The sequence below is a fragment of the Herbaspirillum sp. GW821-FHT09A12 genome, assembly GCF_059418325.1.
The window spans coordinates 384,789-408,489 of record NZ_JBWKPR010000003.1 but is presented as its reverse complement, the minus strand read 5'-3'; the positions used below and the strand labels follow the sequence as shown (position 1 = coordinate 408,489).

Below are 23,701 nucleotides of genomic sequence, written 5' to 3'. Positions count from 1 at the left end.
AGGCTGCCGCGGCGCTGTCGCACCGTTCGCAATAAACCATGTCCGACACCACGCCCGCGTCCGCAGCACCGACTGCACCCGCCGTCCGCTTTGAAGATTTCGGCCTTTCGCCGGATATCCTGAAGGCCTTGGCCGAACAAGGCTATGTCCATCCCACTCCGATCCAGGCACAGGCGATTCCCGTCGTGCTGCAGGGGCGCGATGTCATGGGCGCGGCGCAGACCGGCACCGGCAAGACCGCCGGGTTCTCGCTGCCCATCATCCAGCGCCTGTTGGCCCACGCCAGCACCAGCGCCTCGCCGGCGCGCCACCCGGTGCGCGCGCTGATCCTGACGCCCACCCGCGAGCTGGCCGACCAGGTGGCCGACAACGTCAAGGCCTATTCGCGCTTCACGCCGCTGCGCTCGACCGTGGTGTTCGGCGGCGTCGACATGGCGCCACAGACTGCCACGCTGCGCGCCGGCGTCGAGATCGTGATCGCCACCCCGGGCCGCCTGCTCGACCACGTGCAGCAAAAGACGGTGAACCTGTCGCAGACCCAGATCCTGGTGATGGACGAGGCCGACCGCATGCTCGACATGGGCTTCTTGCCCGACTTGCAGCGCATCATCAACCTGCTGCCCAAGCAGCGCCAGAACCTGATGTTCTCGGCGACCTTCTCGCCCGAAATCAAGAAGCTGGCCGCCAGCTTCCAGAACAACCCGGTCACCATCGAAGTCGCGCGCAGTAACGCCACCGCCGAGACCGTCACGCAAACCATCTACAAGGTGGATGAGAGCGCCAAGCTCGATGCCGTCACCCACATCATCCGCGAGCGCGGCTTGAAGCAGGTGATCGTGTTCTCCAATACCAAGATCGGCGCCTCGCGCCTGTCGCGCCAGCTGGAAAGCGATGGCATCAACGCCTCGGCCATCCACGGCGACAAGAGCCAGTCCGAGCGCATGGCTGCGCTGGAAGCCTTCAAGCAAGGCCAGATCGAAGTGCTGGTGGCGACCGACGTGGCCGCCCGCGGCCTCGATATCGCCGAACTGCCGTGCGTGATCAACTACGACCTGCCGTACAACGCCGAGGATTACGTCCACCGCATCGGCCGTACCGGCCGCGCCGGCGCATCGGGCGACGCCATCTCGCTGTTTTGCGATAAGGACGAGCGCCTGCTGGTCGATATCGAAAAGCTGATCAAGAAGAAATTCGAACGCGCGGAACTGGCCGGCTTTATCCCGCGTACGCGCGAGCGCCATGAGCGCGCGGAGCGCGGCGAACGCAGCGTTCGCGGTGAGCGCAGTGAACGCGCCGGCCGTCCCGAGCGGAGCGAGCGCAGCCGCGACGGCGGCGCTCCGGTGTCGCGCCGTGAAAAGGTGGACCCATGGTTCCTCAAGCCTTACGAGCCGACCGGTGTCGAAGAGGTATCCACCAAGCCGGAAATCCTGCCCAAGTCGAATCGCCCCAAGCCCAAGGTGGCGGCACTGCTGGGTGGCATGCCCAAGCGCTGAGCCGCTCCGGTTCAAGATCAAGGTTCACAAAGAGTCCGCAAAAAAGTCCGCATATATTGCGGACTTTTTTTGTGGCATCGCGACGGCGGCGATGATGCGCCCGGCCGCGTCATCCGGCGCCGAAGCGCGCATCCCAGGCCGCCAGCGCCAGGCGCCAGAAGCCCTCTCGGTCATGTGCCGTGGCCGTATCCAATCCAAGGAAGGCCGCGGCCCGTTGCAATTCCCACAGCGGCTGGCTGAGATCGATCGCCTGCGCGCCGTTCTGCTTGGAAAATTTTTCGCCCACGTCATTGGTCAGCAGCGGCACATGCAGGTAGCGCGGCGTCGGATAGCCCAGCAGGCCTTGCAGGTAGATCTGGCGTGCCGTCGAATCCAGCAGGTCGGCGCCGCGCACGATGTCGGTCACGCCCTGCTCGGCATCGTCCACCACCACCGCCAATTGATATGCCCAAAAGCCATCGGCGCGCTGCAGGATAAAGTCGCCCGCTTCCGTGGCCAGATGCTGTTGCTGCGGCCCCAGCCAGCGATCGTCGAAGCGCACCAGCTCGCCCGGCATGCCGGCGTCGGGGACGCGCAGGCGCAGGGTGCGCGCCGTCTTGCCGGGCGCCAGTCCGTGGCGGCAGGTGCCGGGATAGATGGCCGCGCCGTCGCTGGCGATGCCCACGCGCGAGTCGGCGATTTCCTTGCGGCTGCAGCCGCAAGGGTAGGCGTGTGTGCCCAACTGCTCGCGCGCGGCCTGGTAACGAGGCTTGCGCTGGCTTTGCACCAGCACCGGGCCGTCCGAATGCATGTCCAGCGCCGCCAGCGTCGCCAGGATGCCGTCGGCGGCGCCGGGCACGGTGCGGGTTTCATCGATGTCTTCAATACGCACCAGCCAGCGTCCGCTGTGGATGCGCGCATCCAGGAAGCTGGCCAGTGCGGCGACCAGCGAGCCCGCATGCAACGGGCCGGAGGGCGAGGGGGCGAAGCGGCCGACGTAAGTGTTGCCGCTCATGCGTTTCTTCCGGGCGCGACCGGGCCCAGCAGCGAGCGTTGCACCTCCGGCTGCGACAGATGCTGGATGAACCACTTGAGCGATTTGCCCTGTTCCGCCTTGGGCCAGGCGATCATGAAATTGTCGTTGGGTTTGGCCGCCAGCGTCTGCTTCTCGACCAGCGCACCGCTGGCCAGGTAAGGCGCGGCCCAGATGCGCGGCAGGTGGCCGCAGCCCAGGCCGGCCAATTGCGCTTCCAGCTTGTCGGCCACCGTGGCCACCGTCAGCGTCTCCTGGCCGGACAGCAGCCCCATGGTCAATGTCGGCAGCGACTGGCTGTTGTCGCCCACGGCCACGGCCCGGTGACTGCGCACCAGTTCGGCCGCCAGCGGCTCTGCGGCATGGGCCAGCGGATGGTGGGGCGCGACGGCAAAGACCCAATCCACCGTACCCAGTTCATGCATCTGGAAGCGTCCGCTGGTGCGTACGATTTCCGGCCCATCCAGCGTCACCCCGATGACCAGGTTGGCGCGGCCTTCGATCAGCTTCTCCCAGGCGCCGGTCAGCACCCCCGGCGTGAAGCGCAGCCGGGTGCCGGACTGTTCGCGGTCGAAGGCCTCGATGATCGGCCGCATCTTGCCGAACGGGATCAGGCTGTTGAGCACGATGTGCAATTCGGTTTCGCGCCCGGTGGCGGTGCGCTTGACGCGCTGCTCGAGATCGTTGGCGGCCAGCAGCAGGTGGCGGCCTTCCTGCAACAATTGCTGGCCGGCCGGGGTCAACTGGGCGCGGTGGCCGCGGCGGTCGAACAGCAGGACATCCAGGTCGTCTTCCAGCTTGCGCACGCTGTAGGTGAGCGCCGAGGGGACGCGGTCCAGGGCCAGCGCGGCGGCGGCGAAGCTGCCTTTGCGGTCGATCATGTCGAGGATCAGCAGGGATTCCAGGGTCAGGTTCAAGAGGGCGCCTCGGTGGGTTCTGTCTTGTTTAAATTATTTGAATGAGCCGTATGAATTTTAGGCCTTATGCCGGAAAAAGATAGTGTCTATAGTGGCTACATCGACAAACAATTTGTATGAATCAGCCTGAGACATACAGAACTCACTGAAAGGGGTGTTGTCATGATGCAACTGCGCAAAGCAAATGATCGTGGACACGCCAACCACGGTTGGCTGGATTCGTATCACAGCTTTTCCTTCGCCGACTATTACGACCCGCAACACATGGGCTTCGGCCCGCTGCGGGTGATCAACGAAGACCGCGTGGCCGCCGGCCAGGGTTTCGGCACTCACGGCCACCGCGACATGGAGATCATCTCCTACGTGCTGGAAGGCGAACTGGCCCACAAGGACAGCATGGGCAACGGCAGCGTGATCCGCCCCGGGGACGTGCAGCGCATGAGCGCCGGCACCGGCGTGCGCCACTCCGAGTACAACCACTCGCAGGTTGGCGGCGCGCACTTCCTGCAAATCTGGATCATGCCGGACCGTGACGGCGCCGAGCCCGGCTATCAGGAAGCGCATTTCTCGGCCGCCGACAAGGATGGCAAGCTGCGCCTGGTGGCTTCCAAGGATGGGCGCGACGGTTCGGTCAGCATGAACCAGGATGCGCTGCTGTACGCCGGCCTGTTCGACGGCGACCAGCATGCCAGCTATTCGCTGCCGCAAGGGCGCCTCGGTTATGTGCACGTGGCGCGCGGCAAGGTGAGCGTCAACGGCCAGGCGCTGGAAGCCGGGGATGCGCTCAAGCTGGCTGAAGTCGACAAGCTGGAGATCAACGGTGGCGACAAGGCCGAAGTGCTACTGTTCGACCTGCCGCGTTAAACCTTGTTGTTGCAGTACCCGCCGGAGCCGATCACCCGGCGGTTTTTTTAAGAACCTGTTCATGATCTCGCCGGGAGTCGGTCAAATGTCATTTCAGGATGGGCTGCAAGGCGCAAAACGCAGCCGGGCCGGTGGCCCGGCGAGGCTTTGCAACGCTGCAGACCGCCTGAAAGGGCATTTGAACGGCCCCGGATGAGATCGTGAACAGGTTCTAAGTAAGCAAACTCCCACTCGAGAAGGAAACATCATGACTAAAGTCGCCATCGTCTACCATTCCGGCTACGGCCATACCAAGAAGCAGGCCGAAGCAGTCCATGCCGGCGCCGCGGCGGTTGCCGGCGCCAGCGTCGAGCTGATCGCCATCAATGCCGAAGGCAACATCACCGACGCCGACTGGGCGACGCTGGATGCGGCCGATGCCATCGTCTTCGGTTCGCCGACCTACATGGGCAGCGTTTCGTGGCAATTCAAGAAATTTGCCGATGCCTCCTCCAAGCCCTGGTTCAGCCAGAAGTGGAAAGACAAGGTCGGCGCCGCTTTCACCAACTCGGCCACCATGAACGGCGACAAGCTGTCGACCCTGCACTACCTGTTCACGCTGGGCATGCAACACAGCATGATCTGGGTCGGCACCGGCCTGATGCCGGCCAACAGCAAAGCGGCGCAGCGCAACGACATCAACTTCGTCGGCTCCTTCTCGGGCCTGATGGCGCAAAGCCCATCCGATTCCTCGCCGGAAGAGGGCCCGCTGCCGGGTGACTTGGAAACCGCCAAGCTGTTCGGTGCACGTGTGGTTGAGACGGCCGCCAAGTTCAAGAAGTAATCGGGCCTCCGCCCAGCAAAAAGCCCATCTCGCGCGAGGTGGGCTTTTTCATTGGAGCCGAGGGCGGGCGATCAGGCTTGCACGGCGGCCGCGGTGCCGGCATCGGCCGCGGCGCGTTGCCTGGACGCGCAATGCGGGCAGGACTTGCCCGGCACGTAGTCCGGCGACAACTGTTCGCGCGGCGTGACCACGGCGCGGCAGGCGAAGCATTGCGCGGTCTGGCTTTCCTTCAGGTCGGGGCTCAGCGCGGTACGGTAGTCGAACACGAAGCAGTCGCCTTGGTAATGGGCGCCGCCGACTTCCTCGAAGTAGCGCAGGATGCCGCCTTCGAGCTGGTAGACGCTGTCATAGCCGATGTTCTGCATGTGGATCGCGGCCTTTTCGCAGCGAATGCCGCCGGTGCAGAAGGTGACCACGGTCTTGCCGTCGAAATCGGGCTTGTGCGCGGCGATGACTTGCGGGAATTCGGTGAACTTGGCGATGCGGTAGTCGACCGTGTTGTCAAAGGTGCCCACATCGACCTCGAAGGCATTGCGGGTATCCACCATCACCACGGGTTTGCCGTTGTCGTCGTGGCCTTGATCCAGCCAGCGCTTCAGGTCTTGCGGTTCCACCGAGGGGGCACGGCCTTCTTCCGGCTTGATCAGCGGGTGCTTCATCGTGATGATCTCGGCCTTGAGCTTGACCAGCATGCGGGTGAAGGGTTGCTTTTCGGAAAAACTCTCCTTGACCACGATGTCGGCGAAGCGCGCATCGGAACGCAGCCAGGCCAGGAAGGCGTCGATCTCGTGGCGCAGGCCGGCCAGGAACAGGTTGATGCCTTCCGGGGTCAGCAATATGGTGCCGCGCAGGTTGTGCTTCTGGCAAAACGCCAGGAATTGTGGACGTTTTTCGACCGTGTCGTCGAAGGTGATGAATTTGTAGGCGGCGATGTTGACGTAGGGGGTATCCGGGGACTGCATGGTTGTTTGCTCTAAGTCTTTGAATTGTCAGCATTATATACGCGCCAACCCGGTCTTCGCAGCTATTTGGCGCTTCGCTGATGCAGATCAAGCGTGCTTCGCGGTCGCAGAGCCGGCAAGCTTGCGCGAGGCCTTGTCAAGCAGGGTTTGCACACGCAAAAACCGGCTAATTCGGAGCGGGGGAGCTCCCAACCTCCGGTAAAATGTGGCCCCATGACTACACCGCAATTCGTTCACCTCCGACTGCATTCGGAGTACTCCATCGTCGACGGCCTGGTGCGCATCGATGACGTCGTCCAGGCTGCCGCCAAGGATGGCCAGGCGGCGATGGCCGTCACCGATCTGGCCAACCTGTTCGGCATGGTCAAGTTCTACAAGGCCGCGCGCGGCAAGGGCATCAAGCCGATCGCCGGCTGCGACATCTGGATCACCAACGACACCGACCGCGAAAAGCCTGCGCGCCTGCTGCTGCTGGTGAAAAACCACCACGGCTACCTGCAGTTGTGCGAATTGCTGTCGCGGGCCTGGCTGGAAAATATTTACAAGGGCCGTGCCGAAGTGCGCATGGAATGGCTGGACGCGTTGCGCCGCCAGGACGGCGGCAACGGCCTGATCGCCTTGTCCGGCGGCCAGGGCGGCGACGTCGGCCAGGCCATCGACAACGGCAATATTGCACTGGCGGAAGAATGCGCCAGACGCTGGGCAGAGATTTTTCCGGGCGCCTACTACCTCGAGATCCAGCGTGCGGGCCATCCCAACATGGATATCCAGGTGCGCCAGAGCGTCGCGCTGGGCGCCAGGCTGGGTTTGCCGACAGTGGCGACCCATCCGATCCAGTTCCAGTCCACCGAAGAATTCATCGCCCACGAGGCGCGCACCTGCATCGCCGAAGGCGAGATCCTGGCCAATGCGCGCCGCGTACGCCGCTTCAACGACCAGCAATATTTCAAGTCGCAGGCCGAGATGGTCGAGCTGTTCGCCGACCTGCCGGGCGCCATCGCCAACACCATCGAGATCGCCAAGCGCTGCAACCTGGTGCTGCAGTTGGGCAAGCCGCAACTGCCCGATTTCCCCACGCCGGACGGCATGACCATCGACGACTTCCTGGTGGCCCAGACCAAGGCCGGCCTGGTAGAACGCCTGAAGCACCTGTATCCGGACGAGGCCCAGCGCGAGAAGGAACGCCCGCGCTACGAGGCGCGCCTGGAGTTCGAGAACAACACCATCATCAAGATGAAGTTCCCGGGCTACTTCCTGATCGTGGCCGACTTCATCCAGTGGGCCAAGAACAACGGCGTGCCGGTCGGCCCCGGCCGGGGTTCCGGCGCCGGTTCGCTGGTGGCCTATTGCCTCTTGATCACCGACCTCGACCCGCTGCGCTACAACCTGCTGTTCGAACGCTTCCTGAACCCGGAACGGGTCTCGATGCCCGACTTCGACATCGACTTTTGCCAGGAAGGCCGCGACCGCGTCATCCAATATGTGAAGGACCGCTACGGCAAGGAGGCGGTCTCGCAGATCGCCACCTTCGGCACCATGGCCGCCAAGGGCGCGGTGCGCGATGTGGGCCGCGTGCTCGACCTCGGCTACAACTTCTGCGACGGCATCTCCAAGCTGATCCCGTTCAAGCCGGGCAAGCTGGTGACGCTAGCCGACGCCATCGAGGAAGAGCCGCTGCTCAAGGAGCGCCTGGAAAACGAAGAGGAAGTGAAGCAGTTGATGGGCCTGGCCCAGCAGGTCGAAGGCATCGCCCGCAACATCGGCATGCACGCCGGCGGCGTGCTGATCGCCCCCGGCAAGCTGACCGACTTCTGCCCGCTCTACACGCAGGGCGGCGACGCCGGCGTGGTCTCGCAGTACGACAAGGACGACGTGGAAGCCGTCGGCCTGGTGAAGTTCGACTTTTTGGGCTTGACCACGCTGACCATCCTCGACCGTGCCGAGCGCTACATCCGCATGCTCGACCCGGCCATGGCCGACTTCGACCTGGCCAAGCTGCCATTGAACGACCGCGCTTCCTACGAACTGCTGACCAAGGCCAAGACGGTCGCCGTGTTCCAGCTTGAAAGCCGCGGCATGCAAGGCATGCTGAAGGACGCGCGCCCCGACCGTTTCGAGGACATCATCGCGCTGGTGGCGTTGTACCGCCCGGGCCCGATGGACCTGATCCCCGATTTCTGCAAGCGCAAGCACGGCGAAGCCTTCGATTACCCGGACCCGCGTACCGAGGGCATCCTCTCCGAGACCTACGGCATCATGGTCTATCAGGAGCAGGTGATGCAGATGGCGCAGGTGATCGGCGGCTACTCGCTGGGCGGCGCCGACTTGCTGCGCCGCGCGATGGGCAAGAAGAAGGCCGAGGAAATGGCCAAGCACCGCGAGCTGTTCCGCGAGGGCGCCGCCAAGAACGGCCTGTCGACCGAGAAGGCCGACGAAATCTTCGACTTGATGGAAAAGTTCGCCGGCTACGGCTTCAACAAGTCGCACGCCGCCGCTTACGCGCTGCTGTCGTATTACACCGCCTACCTGAAGGCGCACCATCCGGCCGCGTTCATGGCAGCCAACTTGTCGCTGGCGATGGAAGACACCGACAAGGTCAAGATCCTGATCGAAGACGCGATCGACATCTGCAGGCTGTCCATCCTGCCGCCCGACATCAACCAGTCCGACTATCGCTTCATGCCGGTGGGCGAGCCGGGCAAGAAGGCCACGCAGGTGCGTTACGGCCTGGGCGCCGTCAAGGGCGCCGGCCAGAACGCCATCGAATCCATCCTCGAAGCGCGCAAGGAAGGCCCGTTCAAGGATCTGTTCGACTTCGCCAAGCGCGTCGACAAGAAACAGATCAACCGCCGCACCATCGACTCGCTGATCCGGGCCGGCGCCTTCGACTGCTTCAAGGTCGACCGCGCCATCCTGCAAGCCTCGGTCAACCTGGCCTGGGAAAGCGCCGAGCAAGCCGAGAAGTCGGCCAACCAGGTCAGCCTGTTCGGCGGCGACGACAGCGATCTCGAAGCGCCGCTGGAATACGTGCAAGTCACGCCGTGGAGCGACAAGCAGCGCCTGACCGAAGAGAAGGGCGCGCTGGGCTTCTACCTTTCGGGTCACCTGTTCTCGGCGTACGAAAAGGAAGTGCGCCGTTTCGTGCGCACCAAGATCTCCAGCCTTGAGCCTTCGCGCGAGCCGCGCAGCATGGCCGGCATCATCACCGGGGTGCGGGTGCAGATGACCCAGCGCGGCAAGCTGGTGATCTGCACGCTGGACGACGGCACCGGCGTGATCGAAGCCACCATCTATAACGAAGTGTTCGAACCGTTCAAGCACCTGATCAAGGAAGACGAACTGCTGGTGGTGCAAGGCCGTGTTTCCGAAGACCGCTTCAACGGCGGATTGCGGGTATCGGCCGAGAAGGTCATGGACCTGGGCGCGGCGCGCATCCAGTACGGCGTGCGCATGGTGGTGTCGATCAACAAGGCGGTCGATGCCAACCTGTTGCGCGACACCCTGTCGGCGCACCGCCAGGAGCAGGGATTGCCGTTCGTGATGCGCTACCTGCAGGCCGATGCCGGCTGCGAGGTGGTGCTGGGGGATGCCTGGCGGATCAATCCCAGCGATAGCTTGCAGAGTTCGTTGGTGGCTTCGTTTGGCAAGGAAGCCGTGATTGTTGAGTATTGAGAATTCGGAAGATGGCCAAAAGCTTGTGCTGCCGCAACGGTAGAATTGCAGGTTTGGGCTGATCGGGACAGCCTGCCGCAGCTTCGGCAGGCGATCATGCAATGTTGCGGGCGCCACTCCAGGCGCTCGCTTTTGGAATCAAAGAATGAAACTGAACATCTCGCCGTACTTCATCCGCCTGTTGCACATGCACAAGCCTTATCGCTGGCGCTTGACACTGGCTTTCATCGCCATGGCGGTGACAGCGGGCACCGAGCCGGTGGTCCCGTATATCTTCCAGGTGCTGCTCGACAAGGGCTTCGTCGGTAAGCCGGCGTTTTCGCTATGGCTGGTGCCGGTGGCGGTGATCGGTATTTTCGTCATCCGTGGCGCCTCTACCTTCGCCAGCAGCTACCTGATGACATGGGTGACCACGCGGATACTGAACGAAGTGCGCGGGCAGATGTTCGCGCGCATGCTGGATTTTCCGCTGGCCTTCTATGCCACCAACAGCGTTGGCAAGGTAATCAATTCCATTATGTTTGAAGTACAGGGCATCACTGACATGGTGACCCGCATCTTCACTTCTATCATCCGGTCGGCGCTGACGGTGCTGGGTCTTTTGGCGTGGCTGCTGTATCTGAACTGGGTGCTGACCACTGTCACGCTGGTCTTGCTGCCGCTGTTGGCGATCGTGGTGCGTTTTACCAGCCGCAACCTCAAGAAACTGAACCAGGATTCTCTGCGCGTGAATGCCGAGTTGACCCAGGTGATCGAAGAGTCGACGCGCGCCCAGCAAGTCATCAAGATATTCGGTGGACAGGATTTCGAGAAACAGCGTTTCCATGAGAACTCGGAAAACTTGCGCCGTTACACCATGCGCATGACCAAGACATTCTCTTCCACCGTGCCGATTACGCAATTCATGACCGCATCGGCGGTGGCGATCGTGATCGTCATGGCGCTGATCCAGTCGGGCAACGGCCAGATTACCGTGGGCGGTTTCGTTTCCTTCATCACCGCCATGCTGATGTTGCTGACTCCGCTGAAGCAATTGGCCGAAGTCAACGGTCCCCTGCAGCGCGGCATGGCCGCAGCTGAAGCAGTGTTCAATCTGATCGACATGCCAACCGAGCGCACCGGCGGCCGTACGCTGGAAAAGCGCGCCGGAGGCAAGATCGACCTGGTCGACCTGTGTTTCAGCTACCCCGAGCGCGACCAGTTGGCGCTGGATCATGTGAATTTGAGCGTGAATGCGGGTGAGACCGTGGCGTTCGTGGGCATGTCCGGCGGCGGAAAATCGACGCTGGTCAACATGATCCCCGGCTTCTATTCGGCCACATCCGGTCAGATCTTGTTGGATGGGGAACCGATCGAAGACATTTCGCTACGCAGTCTGCGCCAACAGATCGCGATGGTCAGCCAGAACGTGGTGCTGTTTAACGGCACCATCATCGATAACGTGGCTTACGGCGACCCCCATCCCGATTTGGCCAAGGTCGAGGCAGCATTGGAGGCCGCGCATCTGGGCGATCTGATGAAGGAATTGCACGATGGCGTCCATACCGTGATCGGCGACAACGGTTCGCGCTTGTCCGGCGGCCAGCGTCAGCGCCTGGCGATCGCCCGTGCGATCTACAAGAATGCACCCATACTGATCCTCGATGAAGCCACTTCCGCACTCGATACCGAATCCGAGCGCGCAGTGCAGGCGGCCTTGGACTGGCTGATGGAAGGCCGCACTACCTTCGTCATCGCGCACCGCCTGTCGACGGTAGAGCGTGCCGACCGCATTGTGGTGCTGTCGGCCGGCCAGGTGGTCGAAATTGGTTCGCATCAGGAGTTGCTGGAAAAGAACGGCGCCTATGCCAAGCTATATCACTTGCAATTCTCGGGTGAAGGAACCGAGCAGGATGAAGTTAAGTTACAGCAATTGAAGAAACTGCTCTGAAACACGGGCGAATATCCAAAGAAAAACGTATGACCAAACAAGTTGACGCAGGATCGCTTTCCATGTTGAGCCAGATCGTCCCGCCTGAGGTGTTGCAGAAGTCGAACAAGATCCTGTTTGTGGCGCACCTCGCCTTGGGTGACTTTACATATATGCAGGCTTGCTTCAAGGCTTTTGCTGAAGCCTATCCGCATATCAAGATTCATCTGTGGGTGGACGAAGTGCGGCGCACCTATGACTTCCGCCAATGGCGGCACCTGCAGAAATACGTCGTGTTCGACTGGTTGCAAACCTGCCCGATGTTCGAGAAGCTCTATACCAAGACCTACAGTCCTTTTGTGCTGCGCGACTCGATCCGGGAGGCCCAGGCCGAGGACTACCCTATCGTTGTTTCCTTTGGACTGGCGCGTCGCCCGATGTATGCCAAGATGGTACGCAAGATCAGTAAAAAGGGCTTTGTTGTGGCCATGACCAAGCGGGTGCGTTTCTATGACCTCCGCAAGCACATGATTTATGGTGCGCTCGATGGTGCTATCCCAGTGTATTCGCATGACAAGACACTGCATGTGAGCGATGTTTATGCAAACTGGTTCACCGGCCTGTTCGGGATCCAGGTTCCGCATGAAAAGCGCGTGCCGGTAATGGATGTGCCGCAGCAGTGGAAGGACGATGCCTTGCGCCAGCTGGAGGAGTGGGGTGTCGCCGCCAAGGATCGGCGCAAGCATCCTTTGGTATTCCTTAACGCTTTTTCCAAACCTCCCGAGCGATCCTGGCCGCTGGCCAAGGTGACTGAGCTGGTGCGTCGCATGCAGGCTGATCCCAAGTGGGCCGAGGCGGATTTCGTCATCAATACCATTCCTGAACAATGGAATAGCACTCAGAGAGAAGTGCTGGCCGCCGGTGTCCCGCGCGTTCGCTTGTTCAGTGCGCATGACCACTTTTTCCAGTTACCCGCCATGCTGGAACAGAGTGACCTGATTGTTACCGTGGAGACTTCCATCATGCATTTGGCCAACGCGGTACGCGTGCCGGTGGTCGCGCTGATGCGCCAGATCAATCCTGAGTGGGCGCCGATCGATGCCGCCAACACCAATATCGTGTACACCCCCGAGCCTGACGACTGGATTAACAAGATCAGCGTTGATACAGTGATGGAGTTCTTGCACATGCCGATGGGCAGTGCGCCGCGCTTCACACCTATACAGTTGCAACGGATGACCAACTGAAATGCCGCTCATTCCTGCACAGCGCCTGGCTGCAGCTGACAAGATTCTGTTCATCGCTCACCTGGCGATCGGCGATTTCACGTACTTGCAGAACTTCTTCATGGCTTTCGCCGAGGCCAATCCACATCTCAAGGTGCACATCTGGATCGACGAGGTACGGCGTACGGGCGACCAGGCCAAATGGGGCTACCTGAAGAACTACGCCCTGTACGATTGGGCGGAGAACTGTCCTTTCTTTGCCAAGGTCTATCGGCGCACCTACAGTCCGCAACTGCTGGCTGCATCGATCGCGGAGGCACGCGCGGAACATTACCCGCTGGTGGTATCGCTGGCCACGTTGCGCCCGGCCCAGTATGCCGGACTGGCACGCGCCGCTGGCGGACCCGATGCCTGGGTGGTCGGCATGAGGCGCAAGCCGCGCTGGTATGCCCCCTCTGATTTTCTGGCCTACCGCAAGCTGGATGCATCGTTCGCTCCGTTCGCGGGATTTGCGGGATACCACATTACCGATGTCTACGCCGACTGGTTCCGCCAGTTGTCGGGACTTGTGGTCGAAGGGGCGGCTCGCTATCCCTTCGTTGATATCCCGCAGCAATGGCATGACGCTGCGGCAGAACAATTGGCGCAATGGGGCGTGACGCACGATGTTCCGGGCTTGGCGACAGGCAAGCCGCGCCTGGTCTTCATCAATCCATTCGCTAAAACCAAGAAACGTTGCTGGCCGGTAGCCAAGGTTGTGGACTTGATCGGTGCCTTACAGCAGAAGGATGAATGGCGCGCCACCACGTTCGTGATCAATGCCACGCCGCAGGAGATCGAGCAGGCCAAGGCGCAGGTCGCGGATCGTTTGCCTCCCAATACCCATTGGTTCAGTGCGCAGCAGAACTTCTTTCAATTGCCCGCGCTCCTGCAGCGCAGTGGCTTGATCATTTCGGTCGAGACCGCAGTCATGCATCTGGCCAACGCAGTGCATGTTCCGGTAGTGGCGCTCATGCGTAGGAAGAATCCCGAGTGGGCGCCGATCGATCGTGAGCGTAGCACCGTCATCATGGCCGCCAAACGCAGCGACTGGGTTGATGCCATCGGCGTGCAGGAAGTGCTGGAGGTGTTGCGATGAGCGCCATGGCGCAGATAGCTGCGCAATCCGGAAATGCAGATGCCTTCCACGTGGTGTTTTGCGTGGATGATCGTTATTTTCGCTGCATGGGAGCGACCATCGCTTCCATCATTGCCAATAATACGGAGCGGAATTTTGTCTTCCATGTGTTGGCGACCAAGGTGTCGGAGGACAACCGCCGCCGCTTCGAGAGTCTGGCGCAGCGACCCGGCACCGCGGTGCATCTGCATTTGCTCGACGCTGAGTTGTTCTCGCGCTTCGACCAGTACACCAAGTCGTCCTACTATTCTTCTGCCATCTTCGCGCGGCTGGTGATTCCGGATATTCTTAAGTCTTATACCGACCGTGTGCTCTATCTGGATGCCGACATCCTTTGCGTGGGTAGCATCGACGAGCTGGCAAGACTTGATCTGGCGGATGATATTGCCATCGTGGTGCCTGATGCCGAGGCGACCACGCGGCGCCGTGTGGAGGCGCTCAAGCTGAAGCATCCGCGCTACTTCAATTCGGGCATGCTGTACATCAACATCCCGAAGTGGATCGAAGCTGGAATTACCCAGCAAACCATCGATGCCATTTTGAAAGACGGCGAGGATTTCCGCTTCCCCGACCAAGATGCCCTTAATGTAGTGCTGGACGGGCGTGCGCGCTTTGTCGGCGTGCGCTGGAATTACCTCTATGGATTGGTTGGCGACCTGGAGAACAACCGCCCCGCGCTGGCCATTCCCGCAGGAGCGGCAACCTTCATCCACTTTGCAGGATCGGTCAAGCCATGGGGCGTCTGGAGCGGGCATGATTCCGTGCGCCTGTTCCAGAAGTACCATACGCTTTCGGCGTGGTCGGATCAGTCGCTCGATCTCGAACCGACCAACTACAAGGAACTGCGCATGCATTCGCGCTTTCAATGGGCGCGCGGCAACCGGCTGGACAGCCTGCGCTGGTACTGGCGCTACCTTCTGGTGCGCCGCGCGCGCAAATGAAGGCACAGCCTTTTACTCAAGGCCTTAATGTTGGCTGGTAATCTGAAATTACTGCGATAAGAAAGAAAACACATGGCCGACCAATTGGTTCCTGCCGGGCTGCTTGAAAAAGCGGACAAGATCCTCTTCGTCGCCCACCTGGCGTTGGGTGATTTCACCTATATGCAGAATTGCTTCCGCGCTTTCGCCGAAACCTATCCGCATATTCGCATGCACTTGTGGGTGGATGAAGTGCGTCGTACCGCCGACGCTTCCCAATGGGATCACTTGAGCAAGTATTCGCTCTATGACTGGGTCAAGTCGTGCGGATTGTTCGACAAGATCTACGACAGGACTTACAGTCCGGCGCTTTACAAGCAATCGATCTTGCAGGCGCAGCAGGAGCAATATCCGATCGTGGTGTCGTTCGCCGTCCTGCGACGGCACCTGTACGCCGAGCTGGTGCGCAAGCTTAGTCCCAATGGCTTCGTCGTCGGACAGAAAAAACGCGTGCGGTTGCTGGATATCCGTAAGCATCTTGCCTATCGCAAGCTGAACGCGCATATTCCTGCTTACAGCGCCTCTGATCTTAATGGACGTCATATCAGTGCCATCTATGCCGGTTGGTTTGAGCAACTGTTCGGTATCGATATTCCTCAGGATCGCCGCTTTCCTTATATTGATATTCCACAAGAGTGGCAGCAACGGGCTTGCGAGGATTTACGTCGGGCCGGAGTGCCGGATGGGAGCAGACTGGTTTTCCTGAATGCGTTTTCCAAATCGGAAGAGCGTAGCTGGCCATTGGAACGCATGATCGAACTGGCAGGTCATCTCCGAGAGCGGCCTGAATGGCAGGATGCGCATTTCATTATTAATTGCGTACCGGAAAAACTGGCGCAAGCACGGCATCTGTTTGCCAATGGAGCGCAAGGCCTGCATCTGTTTAGTGCCGACGAGAATTTCTTTCAATTGCCCGCCACGCTGGCACAGTGCTCGCTGATAGTGTCGGTCGAAACGGCGATTATGCATTTGGCCAATGCCGTGCATGTACCGGTCATTGCGCTGATGCGCCAGACGAGTCCGGAATGGGTGCCGATCGATGCTACTTCCAGCAAGGTGCTTCTGGTCAAGACGCGTAAAGGATGGGTTACTGAGATATCCGTCGAAGATGTACTTGTTGAAGTTTGAAAGAACAATAGGGGGAAGAAATCTTTGAAACCACCGCTTTGCAAATCCGCCAATTACTATATTTACCCCCCGTGTAAAAAAAGGGGGAAATTACTATGAGAAAGATAAAGATTCGAAGCAGATCGGTAATCAGGATCATTGATGGTGATTTATTGTGTACATGCGTAGGTTCTTACTGCCTGCACGAAGAGGTAAATGCATGACACGTCATTCATCGATACAGTCATTCGTCACGCTGCTTTTTTTCGTGGTGGCAGCAATTTTCATTACGCTCGGAGTGTCTGTAGATCGCTTGGCAGGAGCCTGCTTTTATTTATTAGTGCTGTTGGGTCTGGTTGCCGTTTTCATTCGGGGACGTGAGGGTGTTGTCGCGTATTTGGGATCGTGGCGCCGTTTCTTGCCCATCTATCTCGCCATGTCTGGGTTTACATTGTGCATACTGTTGAACCAGGCAGTCGTTGGCAATGGGACATTGAAAGACGTGAATATCGGATTCAGATTCATGGCGTTCATTGTCCTGTTTTGGGCTTTCCTGCAGCTCGAGGCCTGGCATTTTCGTTTGTTTGGCTTTTTGTTCGGTGTTGGTGCATTGGTCGCAACCGTCAGGACGTACTTGATGACTAATGGAGGAACCACCCGTGATTATTTCAATTTTATGCCCACCATTGCGTACACTGAGCTGGCGGTGATATTGGGGGCGCTGGCTGTGTTGTCCATCAAATGGGATAGTGGGATATTGTCTGGGACATCCCGTCTGCTATCGATAATCTTTAAATTGATTGCCGGAATGGGGGGGCTGTATTCGATCTACTTGTATCAATCGCGAGGCGCATGGCTGGCTATTCCCATTTTTGTTGTGGCAGGTTGCCTGGCCTTCATGCCGCGAGGCCGTTTTCTTCGAAAGATCGGAGTGGCGTTGGCGATCTTGCTGGTGATCGGAGGAATCTATGGATCAACTAGTACTGTGCGCGAACGGCTTGTGCAAGCGGAAGTCGATATCAACGGCATCAGGCAAAGCAACAACCTGGATTCGTCTCTGGGCACTCGCTATCAGCTTTGGAAGGCATCACTCACGATCTTTACGGAACATCCTCTGGTAGGTGTGGGTGTGAATGGTTATTCGAAAGCTTTGGAAGAAATGGCTGGCCGAGGTCTAATCACTGAAGATAGTGCCAAATTCCCGCACTCACATAACGAATTCCTGTTTACTGCGGTGTTGTTCGGTTCTGTTGGCATCGTGTGTTTACTGGCGCTCTATTTTGTGCCGTTTGGGTACTTTCTGAGTCAACTGGCTTCAGTGAGTCCGCAGGCGAGAGTTGCAGCACTGATGGGTATTACTTTGTGCTTGTCTTTCGTTGCAGATGGTTTGGTCGACGTCATGTTTATTTGGCGCGAATGCGGGATTTTCTACACGATCATGATGGCATTGTTGCTGGCTGCTTTACAGCGGTTTACCCTAGTCAAGGGGAAATAAGCTTTGGATAAGAGTAGATCGATTGCTTCCTGTTGCGAACGGTAGGCTTTCCGATCTGCTCTCAGCTGTGTTTCACATCAGGATAATATCGTACTGCTCCTGCTGATAATCACTCTGCACCTGCAACGAAATCGGCTTGCCGATGAAATCCCCCAGCATCGCCAGGTGCTGCGACTCTTCCTCCAGGAACATGTCCACCACCACTTGCGAGGCCAGGATGCGGAATTCGCGCGGGTTGAATTGCTTGGCTTCGCGCATCACCTCGCGCAGGATCTCGTAGCACACCGTGCGCGAGGTCTTGACCTGGCCGCGGCCCTTGCAGGCGGGGCAGGTCTCGCACAGGATATGGGCCAGCGATTCGCGGGTGCGTTTGCGGGTCATTTCCACCAGGCCCAGCGTCGAGAAGCCAGATACCGAGATCTTGGTGCGGTCGCGCTGCAAGGCCTTGCCCAGTTCGGCCAGCACCGCGGCGCGATGCTCGATGCTTTCCATGTCGATGAAATCGAGGATGATGATGCCGCCCAGATTGCGCAGGCGCAGCTGGCGCGCGATGGCGTGCGCCGCTTCCAGGTTGGTCTTGAAAATGGTGTCGTCGAAATTGCGGCCGTTGACGAAGCTGCCGGTGTTGACGTCGATGGTGGTCATCGCCTCGGTCTGGTCGACGATCAGGTAACCGCCCGACTTGAGATCCACACGTCTTCCCAGCGCGCGTTCGATCTCTTCTTCCACGCCGTACAGGTCGAACAACGGACGTTCGCCGCGATAGTGCGCAAGCTTGGTCAGTACCGATGGCGTATAGAGCGTGCCGAACTCCTGCAGCATGTGGAAGTTCTCGCGCGAGTCGACCTGGATGGTCGCGGTGTCGTCGTTGACGAAGTCGCGCAGCACGCGCTGGGCCAGGGAGAGATCCTGGTGCAGCAGCGTGGGCGCCGGATTGGTTTTGCTTTGGCTGACGATGGTGGCCCAGGTCTTGCGCAGGTACTCGACGTCCATTTGCAGGTCGGAGTCCGAGGCGTCCTCGGCCATGGTGCGGATGATGAAGCCGCCTTTTTCTTCCGGCGGCAGCAGCGCCTGGACTTTGCTGCGCAACAGTTCGCGTTCCGCTTCGTTCTCGATGCGCTGGGAGATGCCGATGTGCTTGTCCTGCGGCAGGTAGACCAGCATGCGGCCGGCGATCGATATCTGAGTGGACAGGCGCGCGCCCTTGGTGCCGATCGGATCCTTGATGACTTGCACGGTCACGGTCTGGCCGTCGTGCAGCAGTTTCTCGATGGCGATGGCCGGGGCGTTCTGGCCGTCGTGCGGCCGCGCTTCCCAGATGTCGGCCACGTGCAGGAAGGCCGCGCGTTCCAGGCCGATGTCGATGAAGGCCGACTGCATGCCGGGCAGCACGCGCACCACTTTGCCCAGGTAAATATTGCCCGCCAGGCCGCGCGAGAGCGTGCGCTCGATGTGCAGCTCCTGTACCGCGCCCTGCAGGATCAGCGCCACGCGCGTCTCCTGCGGGGTGATGTTGATCAGAATATCTTCGCTCATAGGATTCGAACGCCCGCTTTTTGTAATAGTTGAGCCGTCTCGAACAGCGGCAAGCCCATGATACCGGAATGGCTGCCGACGATATTGGAGATGAACATCGAAGCCAGTCCCTGGATGCCGTAGGCGCCGGCCTTGTCGTAGGGTTCGAGCGTGTTGCAGTAGGCTTCGATGGCCTCGGCGCCGAGTTCGGCGAAGCTGACATCGGATTGCCGGGTGACTTGCCAGACCTCGGTTTCCACGCCGATGGTCAGTCCCACGGCGATGCTGGTCAGCACCTGGTGGGTGCGGCCGGACAGGCGGGTGATCATCCGTACCGCTTCGTCATGGTCGGCCGGCTTGCCCAGGATCAGTTGGTCGATCACCACCGTGGTGTCGGCCGCGAGGATGGGGCGGTGCGGCAGTTGGCGCAGGATCATGGTGTGCTGCGCGCTGTTGAGTTTGTCGCGCGTGACGCGGGCGACATAGTCCAGCGGGCTCTCGTTGGGCAGCACGCTTTCATCGACTTCCTTCTCCGACAGCAGCAATTCGAAATCGATGCCGATCTGGCGCAGCAGCTCGCGGCGGCGCGGGCTCTTGGAGGCCAGGTAGATTTTTTGGTCCGCTGGTTTCATTCAGCCATACATGTCAGAAGTCGCTACCCGCAGCATGTGTCGCGGATGGCAATGGTTGTAGACATCAGGCGCGGTGATACGGGTGATTCTGGGTGATCGACCACGCCCGGTACAGTTGTTCGGCCAGCATCACACGCACCATGCCATGCGGCAGGGTCATGCTGGAAATGCGTATCAGCGTGTCGGCGCCAGCCTTGAAGCCGGGATCGAGCCCGTCGGCGCCGCCGATGACGAAGGCGACGTCGCGCCCATCCTGCTGCCATTGCACCAGCTGTTGCGATAGCTGGACGGAGGTCCAGTCGCGGCCGCGCTCGTCGAGGGCGATCACGCGCGCGCCCTTGGGCAGCGCCGCCTCGATCTTCTCGCGCTCCTGCGCCATCACGGTTTCGGCCGTGCGGCTGCCGGAACGTTCGATGGGTTTGATTTCTTTCAACAGGACCCGGCATTCAGGCGGCATGCGCTTGGCATATTCCTGAAAGCCGGTTTCGATCCAGGCCGGCATCTTGTGGCCGACCGCCGCGATGATCAACTGCATCGCGTCAGGCGTCAGGCTTTTTTGGCGGTGCGTTTGGCGGCCGGTTTCTTGGCAGTCTCGCCCTTGGCGGCAGCCACGCGCACGGTCTTGCCGACCGGGGTCTTGGACGCGGCGGTCTTGCTGCCCGCCTTGGCCGTGGTGCTGCGCGTCGTGGTAGCGCGGGTGGTGGTCTTGGGCGCGGTCGCCTTGGTGCCGGTGGTCGTGCGTGTGGTGCGCGTGGTCGCGGCAGTGCCTGTGGTACGCCTGGACGCCGTGGCGGCAGTACCGGCGGCGGCGGTGGTGCGCGGCTTGCGGGCCGGCTTTTTCGGCGCGTCGTCGTCGTCCAGCGCCTGGCTGGCTTCGACGGCTTCGGCCTGGGCCCTGGTGCGGCGGATCTTGGGCGCCGGGGCATCGCCAGCCTGATCGGCGACGCGCTTGGCAGCGGCCGAGGTGCCGGTGCGCTTGGCGGCGCCCAGCTTGACTTCCTTGTCGCCCCAGATCTCTTCCAGGCGGTAATAGGTGCGGATCGCAGGCTGCATGATGTGGACGATCATGTCGCCCAGGTCGACCAGCACCCATTCTCCGGTGTCTTCGCCTTCAATGCTGATGACATGGCCGCCCTTGGCCTTGACCTTGTCGCGCACCGACGAGGCAAGCGCCTTGGTCTGGCGGTTCGAGGTGCCGGAGGCGATCGCCACGCGGTCGAACAGGCTGGTCAGGTGGGTGGTGTCGAAGATGCGGATTTCTTGCGCTTTGACGTCTTCCAGCGCGTCCACGACCAGGGTTTGCAGTTTTTTGATGTCCATTATTGAGTTCGGTACAGATGTTGTTGTTCGATATAGTCTAGCACCCTGCCCGGAATCAGCGAATCGGGTCGGATGCCGCGTTGCAGCTGGGCACGGATTTCAGTCGACGAGATATCGACCGCCAGCCCGAGGGCCAGGTAGCCGTATCCGTGCGTGGTGCTGCGGATCTCTTGCGGCGCAGCGTTGCGCCGCTTGAATTCTTCTCTCACGGCCGGCGGCACGTGAGCGTTGGCCAGCTCGAAGCCGGGGCGGGAGGCCGCGCACAGGTGCGCGTACTCAAACAGTTCCTGCCAGTGCTGCCAGGTATCCAGGTGCTGCAACTGGTCGGCGCCCATCAGGAACACGATGGACACCTCCGGCCCCAGCTCGGCACGCAGTGCGCGCAGGGTATCGATGGTATAGGTCGCGCTGGTGCGGCGGATTTCCTGTTCATCGATGACCACCGGTACCTGCTGGCGGTCGAAGGCGCGCCTGACCATCTCCACGCGATCGCTTGGCGCGGCCTGCAAGCCGTGCTTCTGCCACGGGTTGCCGGTGGGAATGATGCGCAGCTCGTCAGGCTGGAGCAGTTGCACGAAATGCTCGGCCAGCAAGACATGGCCATTGTGCACCGGATCGAAGCTGCCGCCGAGCACGGCAATGCAGCGCTGTGCCGCCTGCGCGGGCGGCGCCATTACAGCCATTCCTTGTGCACCAGGAAGTCCGAGTACAGCTGCGCTTCGGCGCTGCCGGGCTCGGGCTGCCAGTTGTAGCGCCATTTCACCAGCGGCGGCATCGACATCAGGATCGATTCCGTGCGCCCGCCCGACTGCAGGCCGAACAGCGTGCCGCGGTCGAACACCAGGTTGAATTCCACATAGCGGCCGCGGCGGTAGGCCTGGAAGTCGCGTTCGCGCTCGCCATAGGGCATGTCGCGGCGCGCCTGCAGGATCGGCAGGTAGGCGTCCAGGAAAGCGTCGCCCACGCTGCGCTGCATGGCGAAAGCCTGCTCGAACGGCAGCGCGTTGAAATCGTCGAAGAAGATGCCGCCCACGCCGCGCGGTTCCTGGCGGTGCTTCAGGTAAAAATATTCGTCGCACCACTGCTTGAAGCGCGGATGGAGATCGTCGCCATAAGGCGCCAGCGCGTCGCGGCAGGTGCGGTGGAAATGTTGCGCGTCTTCGGCAAAGCCGTAATAGGGCGTCAGGTCCATGCCGCCGCCGAACCACCACACCGGCTCTTCACCTTCTGCATGGGTGGTGAAGAAGCGCACGTTCATGTGCACCGTCGGGATGTACGGGTTGCGCGGATGCAGCACCAGCGACACCCCCATCGCCTCCCACTCGCGCCCGGCGATATGCGGGCGGTTGGCGGCGGCCGAAGGCGGCAGGTTCTTGCCCATCACATGTGAAAAGCCCACGCCGCCGCGCTCCAGCACATTGCCTTCTTCCAGCAGCCGCGAGGTGCCGCCGCCGCCTTCGGGGCGCACCCACGAATCGGACAGGAAGGACTTGCCGTCGGCCTGCTCAAGGGCGGTGACGATGCGGTGTTGCAAATCCTGCAGGTAAGCTTTGACGGAAGAGGTGGCGTTCGGGGAGGTGGTCACGGCGTGTCGCTCGGGGGCACGGTTACAAATACCACGCGATTGTACCTTGCCGAGCCCTTGCCGGGGCGGGCAAACGAAAAGCCCGGCGGGCGCCGGGCTGGTTTGTGGCAATTTCCGGTCAGGCCTGAGGCGGTTGCGCCACAGGCACCGACACCTGATAGGTCGCCGGCGCCGGCCAGCCTTGTTTCAGGCAGACCTCGGCGATGGCGTTCTGGACATCGTTGGAGACCTGGCCGAAATTGGGCGTAGAGGCATGGATGCGCACCGCCAGCAGCGTGCCGGTGGCGTTGAATTCCAGGATAAGGATCGACGGCGCCGGGGTTTCCAGCACATTGGGGATGGCCATGATGCGCTCCATCAGGCGCGCGATAGCCTCCTGGGGGTTGACGTTGTAGGCGATCTGGCAACGCAGGTCGGTGCGGCGGGTGGCGTTGACGTTGAAGTTGACGATGTTGTCCGAGAACAGCTTGTTGTTGCCGATGATGACGCGCAGGTTGTTGTCGGTGGTCATGGTGGTGGTGACCAGGCCGATGTCGGAGACGGTGCCGGTCTGGCCGGCGGCGGTGATGTAATCGCCGACCTTGAACGGGCGCAGCACCACCAGGAAGATGCCTGCCGCGAAGTTGGCCAGCAGGCCCGACCAGGCCACGCCCAGCGCCACGCCGACCGCGCCGATCATGGCGGCGAACGAGGTGGTGGGAATGCCGCACACTTCCAGGATGCCCATCACCAGCAGGATGCGCAGGACCACATGGGTGACGGAAATCGCGTAGTTGATCAGCGTGGCCTCGAACTGGCGGGCGGTGAGCACGCGCCGCACCACCTTGGCCAGGGTATTGATGAGGATTCCGCCGACGATCCAGATGGCGATGGCGGCAATCACCTTCAAGCCGAAAGGCACCAGGTAGAGGTTGATCAGCGTGTCGAGGTTGAGGAGAGGCTGTTGCATGCGGGGTTCCTTTTCTGCTTTTGTGTTTTTCGTCTTGGAATACTGGCAGGCCGCCTGAATTTA

General features: G+C 60.8%; 20 protein-coding genes. 10 read left to right on the top strand and 10 right to left on the bottom strand.

Annotation, left to right across the window (positions count from 1 at the left end):
* Positions 1 to 38 precede the first annotated feature (38 nt).
* Entirely contained in the window at positions 39 to 1,493 is a 1,455-nt protein-coding gene (locus tag AC07N6_RS11940) for a DEAD/DEAH box helicase (RefSeq protein ID WP_494783240.1), read from the top strand.
* Positions 1,494 to 1,602: 109 nt separating this feature from the next.
* On the opposite strand, the gene gluQRS is transcribed toward AC07N6_RS11940, so the two are convergent.
* Complete coding sequence (gene gluQRS, locus AC07N6_RS11935; protein WP_494783241.1) at positions 1,603 to 2,487, bottom strand: tRNA glutamyl-Q(34) synthetase GluQRS; 885 nt, start codon at positions 2,485 to 2,487, stop codon at positions 1,603 to 1,605.
* The gene (locus tag AC07N6_RS11930) at positions 2,484 to 3,422 is read right to left on the bottom strand and encodes a LysR family transcriptional regulator (RefSeq protein ID WP_494783242.1); all 939 of its coding nucleotides are present in this window, start codon (positions 3,420 to 3,422) and stop codon (positions 2,484 to 2,486) included. Before AC07N6_RS11930 ends, gluQRS begins: the two co-directional genes overlap by 4 nt.
* A 162-nt stretch (positions 3,423 to 3,584) precedes the next feature.
* Here AC07N6_RS11930 and AC07N6_RS11925 point away from each other — a divergent pair, with 162 nt between their 5' ends.
* Both AC07N6_RS11925 and AC07N6_RS11920 read left to right on the top strand, forming a co-directional pair.
* Positions 3,585 to 4,286 carry a pirin family protein gene (locus AC07N6_RS11925; protein ID WP_494783243.1) on the top strand — a complete coding sequence of 234 codons (702 nt, stop codon included), beginning with the start codon at positions 3,585 to 3,587 and terminating at the stop codon, positions 4,284 to 4,286.
* A gap of 247 nt (positions 4,287 to 4,533) precedes the next feature.
* Positions 4,534 to 5,109, top strand: a complete 576-nt coding sequence (locus AC07N6_RS11920) for a flavodoxin family protein (RefSeq protein WP_494783244.1) — start codon at positions 4,534 to 4,536, stop codon at positions 5,107 to 5,109.
* 71 nt (positions 5,110 to 5,180) lie between these two features.
* On the opposite strand, the gene AC07N6_RS11915 is transcribed toward AC07N6_RS11920, so the two are convergent.
* Positions 5,181 to 6,071, bottom strand: a complete 891-nt coding sequence (locus AC07N6_RS11915) for a sulfurtransferase (RefSeq protein ID WP_494783245.1) — start codon at positions 6,069 to 6,071, stop codon at positions 5,181 to 5,183.
* Positions 6,072 to 6,284: 213 nt separating this feature from the next.
* On the opposite strand from AC07N6_RS11915, the gene dnaE reads away from it, so the two are divergent.
* The 7 genes from dnaE (at position 6,285) to AC07N6_RS11880 (ending at position 17,637) form a co-directional block, all read left to right on the top strand.
* Positions 6,285 to 9,743, top strand: coding sequence for a DNA polymerase III subunit alpha (gene dnaE, locus AC07N6_RS11910; RefSeq protein ID WP_494783246.1), 3,459 nt, complete (start codon positions 6,285 to 6,287; stop codon positions 9,741 to 9,743).
* Positions 9,744 to 9,888: 145 nt separating this feature from the next.
* The gene (gene msbA, locus AC07N6_RS11905) at positions 9,889 to 11,673 is read left to right on the top strand and encodes a lipid A export permease/ATP-binding protein MsbA (protein WP_494783247.1); all 1,785 of its coding nucleotides are present in this window, start codon (positions 9,889 to 9,891) and stop codon (positions 11,671 to 11,673) included.
* Positions 11,674 to 11,702: 29 nt separating this feature from the next.
* A complete protein-coding gene (locus AC07N6_RS11900) occupies positions 11,703 to 12,899 on the top strand; it encodes a glycosyltransferase family 9 protein (RefSeq protein WP_494783248.1) in 1,197 nt (398 codons plus the stop codon).
* 1 nt (position 12,900) lies between these two features.
* The gene (locus tag AC07N6_RS11895) at positions 12,901 to 14,016 is read left to right on the top strand and encodes a glycosyltransferase family 9 protein (RefSeq protein WP_494783249.1); all 1,116 of its coding nucleotides are present in this window, start codon (positions 12,901 to 12,903) and stop codon (positions 14,014 to 14,016) included.
* Positions 14,013 to 14,996: a glycosyltransferase family 8 protein gene (locus AC07N6_RS11890; RefSeq protein ID WP_494783250.1), complete on the top strand. Its 984-nt coding sequence runs from the start codon at positions 14,013 to 14,015 to the stop codon at positions 14,994 to 14,996. The genes AC07N6_RS11895 and AC07N6_RS11890 overlap by 4 nt, the downstream gene beginning before the upstream one ends.
* A gap of 72 nt (positions 14,997 to 15,068) precedes the next feature.
* Positions 15,069 to 16,163, top strand: a complete 1,095-nt coding sequence (locus AC07N6_RS11885) for a glycosyltransferase family 9 protein (RefSeq protein WP_494783251.1) — start codon at positions 15,069 to 15,071, stop codon at positions 16,161 to 16,163.
* Between the two features lie 199 nt (positions 16,164 to 16,362).
* Complete coding sequence (locus AC07N6_RS11880; protein WP_494783252.1) at positions 16,363 to 17,637, top strand: O-antigen ligase family protein; 1,275 nt, start codon at positions 16,363 to 16,365, stop codon at positions 17,635 to 17,637.
* A 72-nt stretch (positions 17,638 to 17,709) separates the two neighbouring features.
* Here AC07N6_RS11880 and rng read toward each other — a convergent pair whose 3' ends face one another.
* The 7 genes from rng to AC07N6_RS11845 form a co-directional block, all read right to left on the bottom strand.
* Positions 17,710 to 19,173, bottom strand: coding sequence for a ribonuclease G (gene rng / locus AC07N6_RS11875; protein WP_494783253.1), 1,464 nt, complete (start codon positions 19,171 to 19,173; stop codon positions 17,710 to 17,712).
* On the bottom strand, positions 19,170 to 19,784 hold the full coding sequence (locus AC07N6_RS11870) for a Maf family protein (RefSeq protein ID WP_494783254.1): 615 nt from the start codon (positions 19,782 to 19,784) through the stop codon (positions 19,170 to 19,172). Before AC07N6_RS11870 ends, rng begins: the two co-directional genes overlap by 4 nt.
* A 64-nt stretch (positions 19,785 to 19,848) precedes the next feature.
* Positions 19,849 to 20,319: a 23S rRNA (pseudouridine(1915)-N(3))-methyltransferase RlmH gene (gene rlmH, locus AC07N6_RS11865; RefSeq protein WP_494783255.1), complete on the bottom strand. Its 471-nt coding sequence runs from the start codon at positions 20,317 to 20,319 to the stop codon at positions 19,849 to 19,851.
* An 11-nt stretch (positions 20,320 to 20,330) separates the two neighbouring features.
* Positions 20,331 to 21,104 (bottom strand): ribosome silencing factor, encoded by a 774-nt coding sequence (rsfS, locus tag AC07N6_RS11860; RefSeq protein ID WP_494783256.1) that lies wholly within the window; start codon positions 21,102 to 21,104, stop codon positions 20,331 to 20,333.
* Entirely contained in the window at positions 21,104 to 21,778 is a 675-nt protein-coding gene (locus AC07N6_RS11855) for a nicotinate-nucleotide adenylyltransferase (protein WP_494783257.1), read from the bottom strand. Before AC07N6_RS11855 ends, rsfS begins: the two co-directional genes overlap by 1 nt.
* Positions 21,778 to 22,689, bottom strand: coding sequence for an oxygen-dependent coproporphyrinogen oxidase (gene hemF / locus AC07N6_RS11850; protein WP_494783258.1), 912 nt, complete (start codon positions 22,687 to 22,689; stop codon positions 21,778 to 21,780). Before hemF ends, AC07N6_RS11855 begins: the two co-directional genes overlap by 1 nt.
* A 118-nt stretch (positions 22,690 to 22,807) precedes the next feature.
* Entirely contained in the window at positions 22,808 to 23,638 is an 831-nt protein-coding gene (locus AC07N6_RS11845) for a mechanosensitive ion channel family protein (protein WP_494783259.1), read from the bottom strand.
* Positions 23,639 to 23,701 lie beyond the last annotated feature (63 nt).

Coding starts and splice junctions, on each gene's coding strand:
- AC07N6_RS11940 (WP_494783240.1), top strand. CDS start 39: ATGTCCGACACCACGCCCGCGTCCGCAGCACCGACTGCACCCGCCGTC.
- gluQRS (WP_494783241.1), bottom strand. CDS start 2,487: ATGAGCGGCAACACTTACGTCGGCCGCTTCGCCCCCTCGCCCTCCGGC.
- AC07N6_RS11925 (WP_494783243.1), top strand. CDS start 3,585: ATGATGCAACTGCGCAAAGCAAATGATCGTGGACACGCCAACCACGGT.
- AC07N6_RS11920 (WP_494783244.1), top strand. CDS start 4,534: ATGACTAAAGTCGCCATCGTCTACCATTCCGGCTACGGCCATACCAAG.
- AC07N6_RS11915 (WP_494783245.1), bottom strand. CDS start 6,071: ATGCAGTCCCCGGATACCCCCTACGTCAACATCGCCGCCTACAAATTC.
- dnaE (WP_494783246.1), top strand. CDS start 6,285: ATGACTACACCGCAATTCGTTCACCTCCGACTGCATTCGGAGTACTCC.
- msbA (WP_494783247.1), top strand. CDS start 9,889: ATGAAACTGAACATCTCGCCGTACTTCATCCGCCTGTTGCACATGCAC.
- AC07N6_RS11900 (WP_494783248.1), top strand. CDS start 11,703: ATGACCAAACAAGTTGACGCAGGATCGCTTTCCATGTTGAGCCAGATC.
- AC07N6_RS11895 (WP_494783249.1), top strand. CDS start 12,901: ATGCCGCTCATTCCTGCACAGCGCCTGGCTGCAGCTGACAAGATTCTG.
- AC07N6_RS11890 (WP_494783250.1), top strand. CDS start 14,013: ATGAGCGCCATGGCGCAGATAGCTGCGCAATCCGGAAATGCAGATGCC.
- AC07N6_RS11885 (WP_494783251.1), top strand. CDS start 15,069: ATGGCCGACCAATTGGTTCCTGCCGGGCTGCTTGAAAAAGCGGACAAG.
- AC07N6_RS11880 (WP_494783252.1), top strand. CDS start 16,363: ATGACACGTCATTCATCGATACAGTCATTCGTCACGCTGCTTTTTTTC.
- rng (WP_494783253.1), bottom strand. CDS start 19,173: ATGAGCGAAGATATTCTGATCAACATCACCCCGCAGGAGACGCGCGTG.
- AC07N6_RS11870 (WP_494783254.1), bottom strand. CDS start 19,784: ATGAAACCAGCGGACCAAAAAATCTACCTGGCCTCCAAGAGCCCGCGC.
- rlmH (WP_494783255.1), bottom strand. CDS start 20,319: ATGCAGTTGATCATCGCGGCGGTCGGCCACAAGATGCCGGCCTGGATC.
- rsfS (WP_494783256.1), bottom strand. CDS start 21,104: ATGGACATCAAAAAACTGCAAACCCTGGTCGTGGACGCGCTGGAAGAC.
- AC07N6_RS11855 (WP_494783257.1), bottom strand. CDS start 21,778: ATGGCGCCGCCCGCGCAGGCGGCACAGCGCTGCATTGCCGTGCTCGGC.
- AC07N6_RS11845 (WP_494783259.1), bottom strand. CDS start 23,638: ATGCAACAGCCTCTCCTCAACCTCGACACGCTGATCAACCTCTACCTG.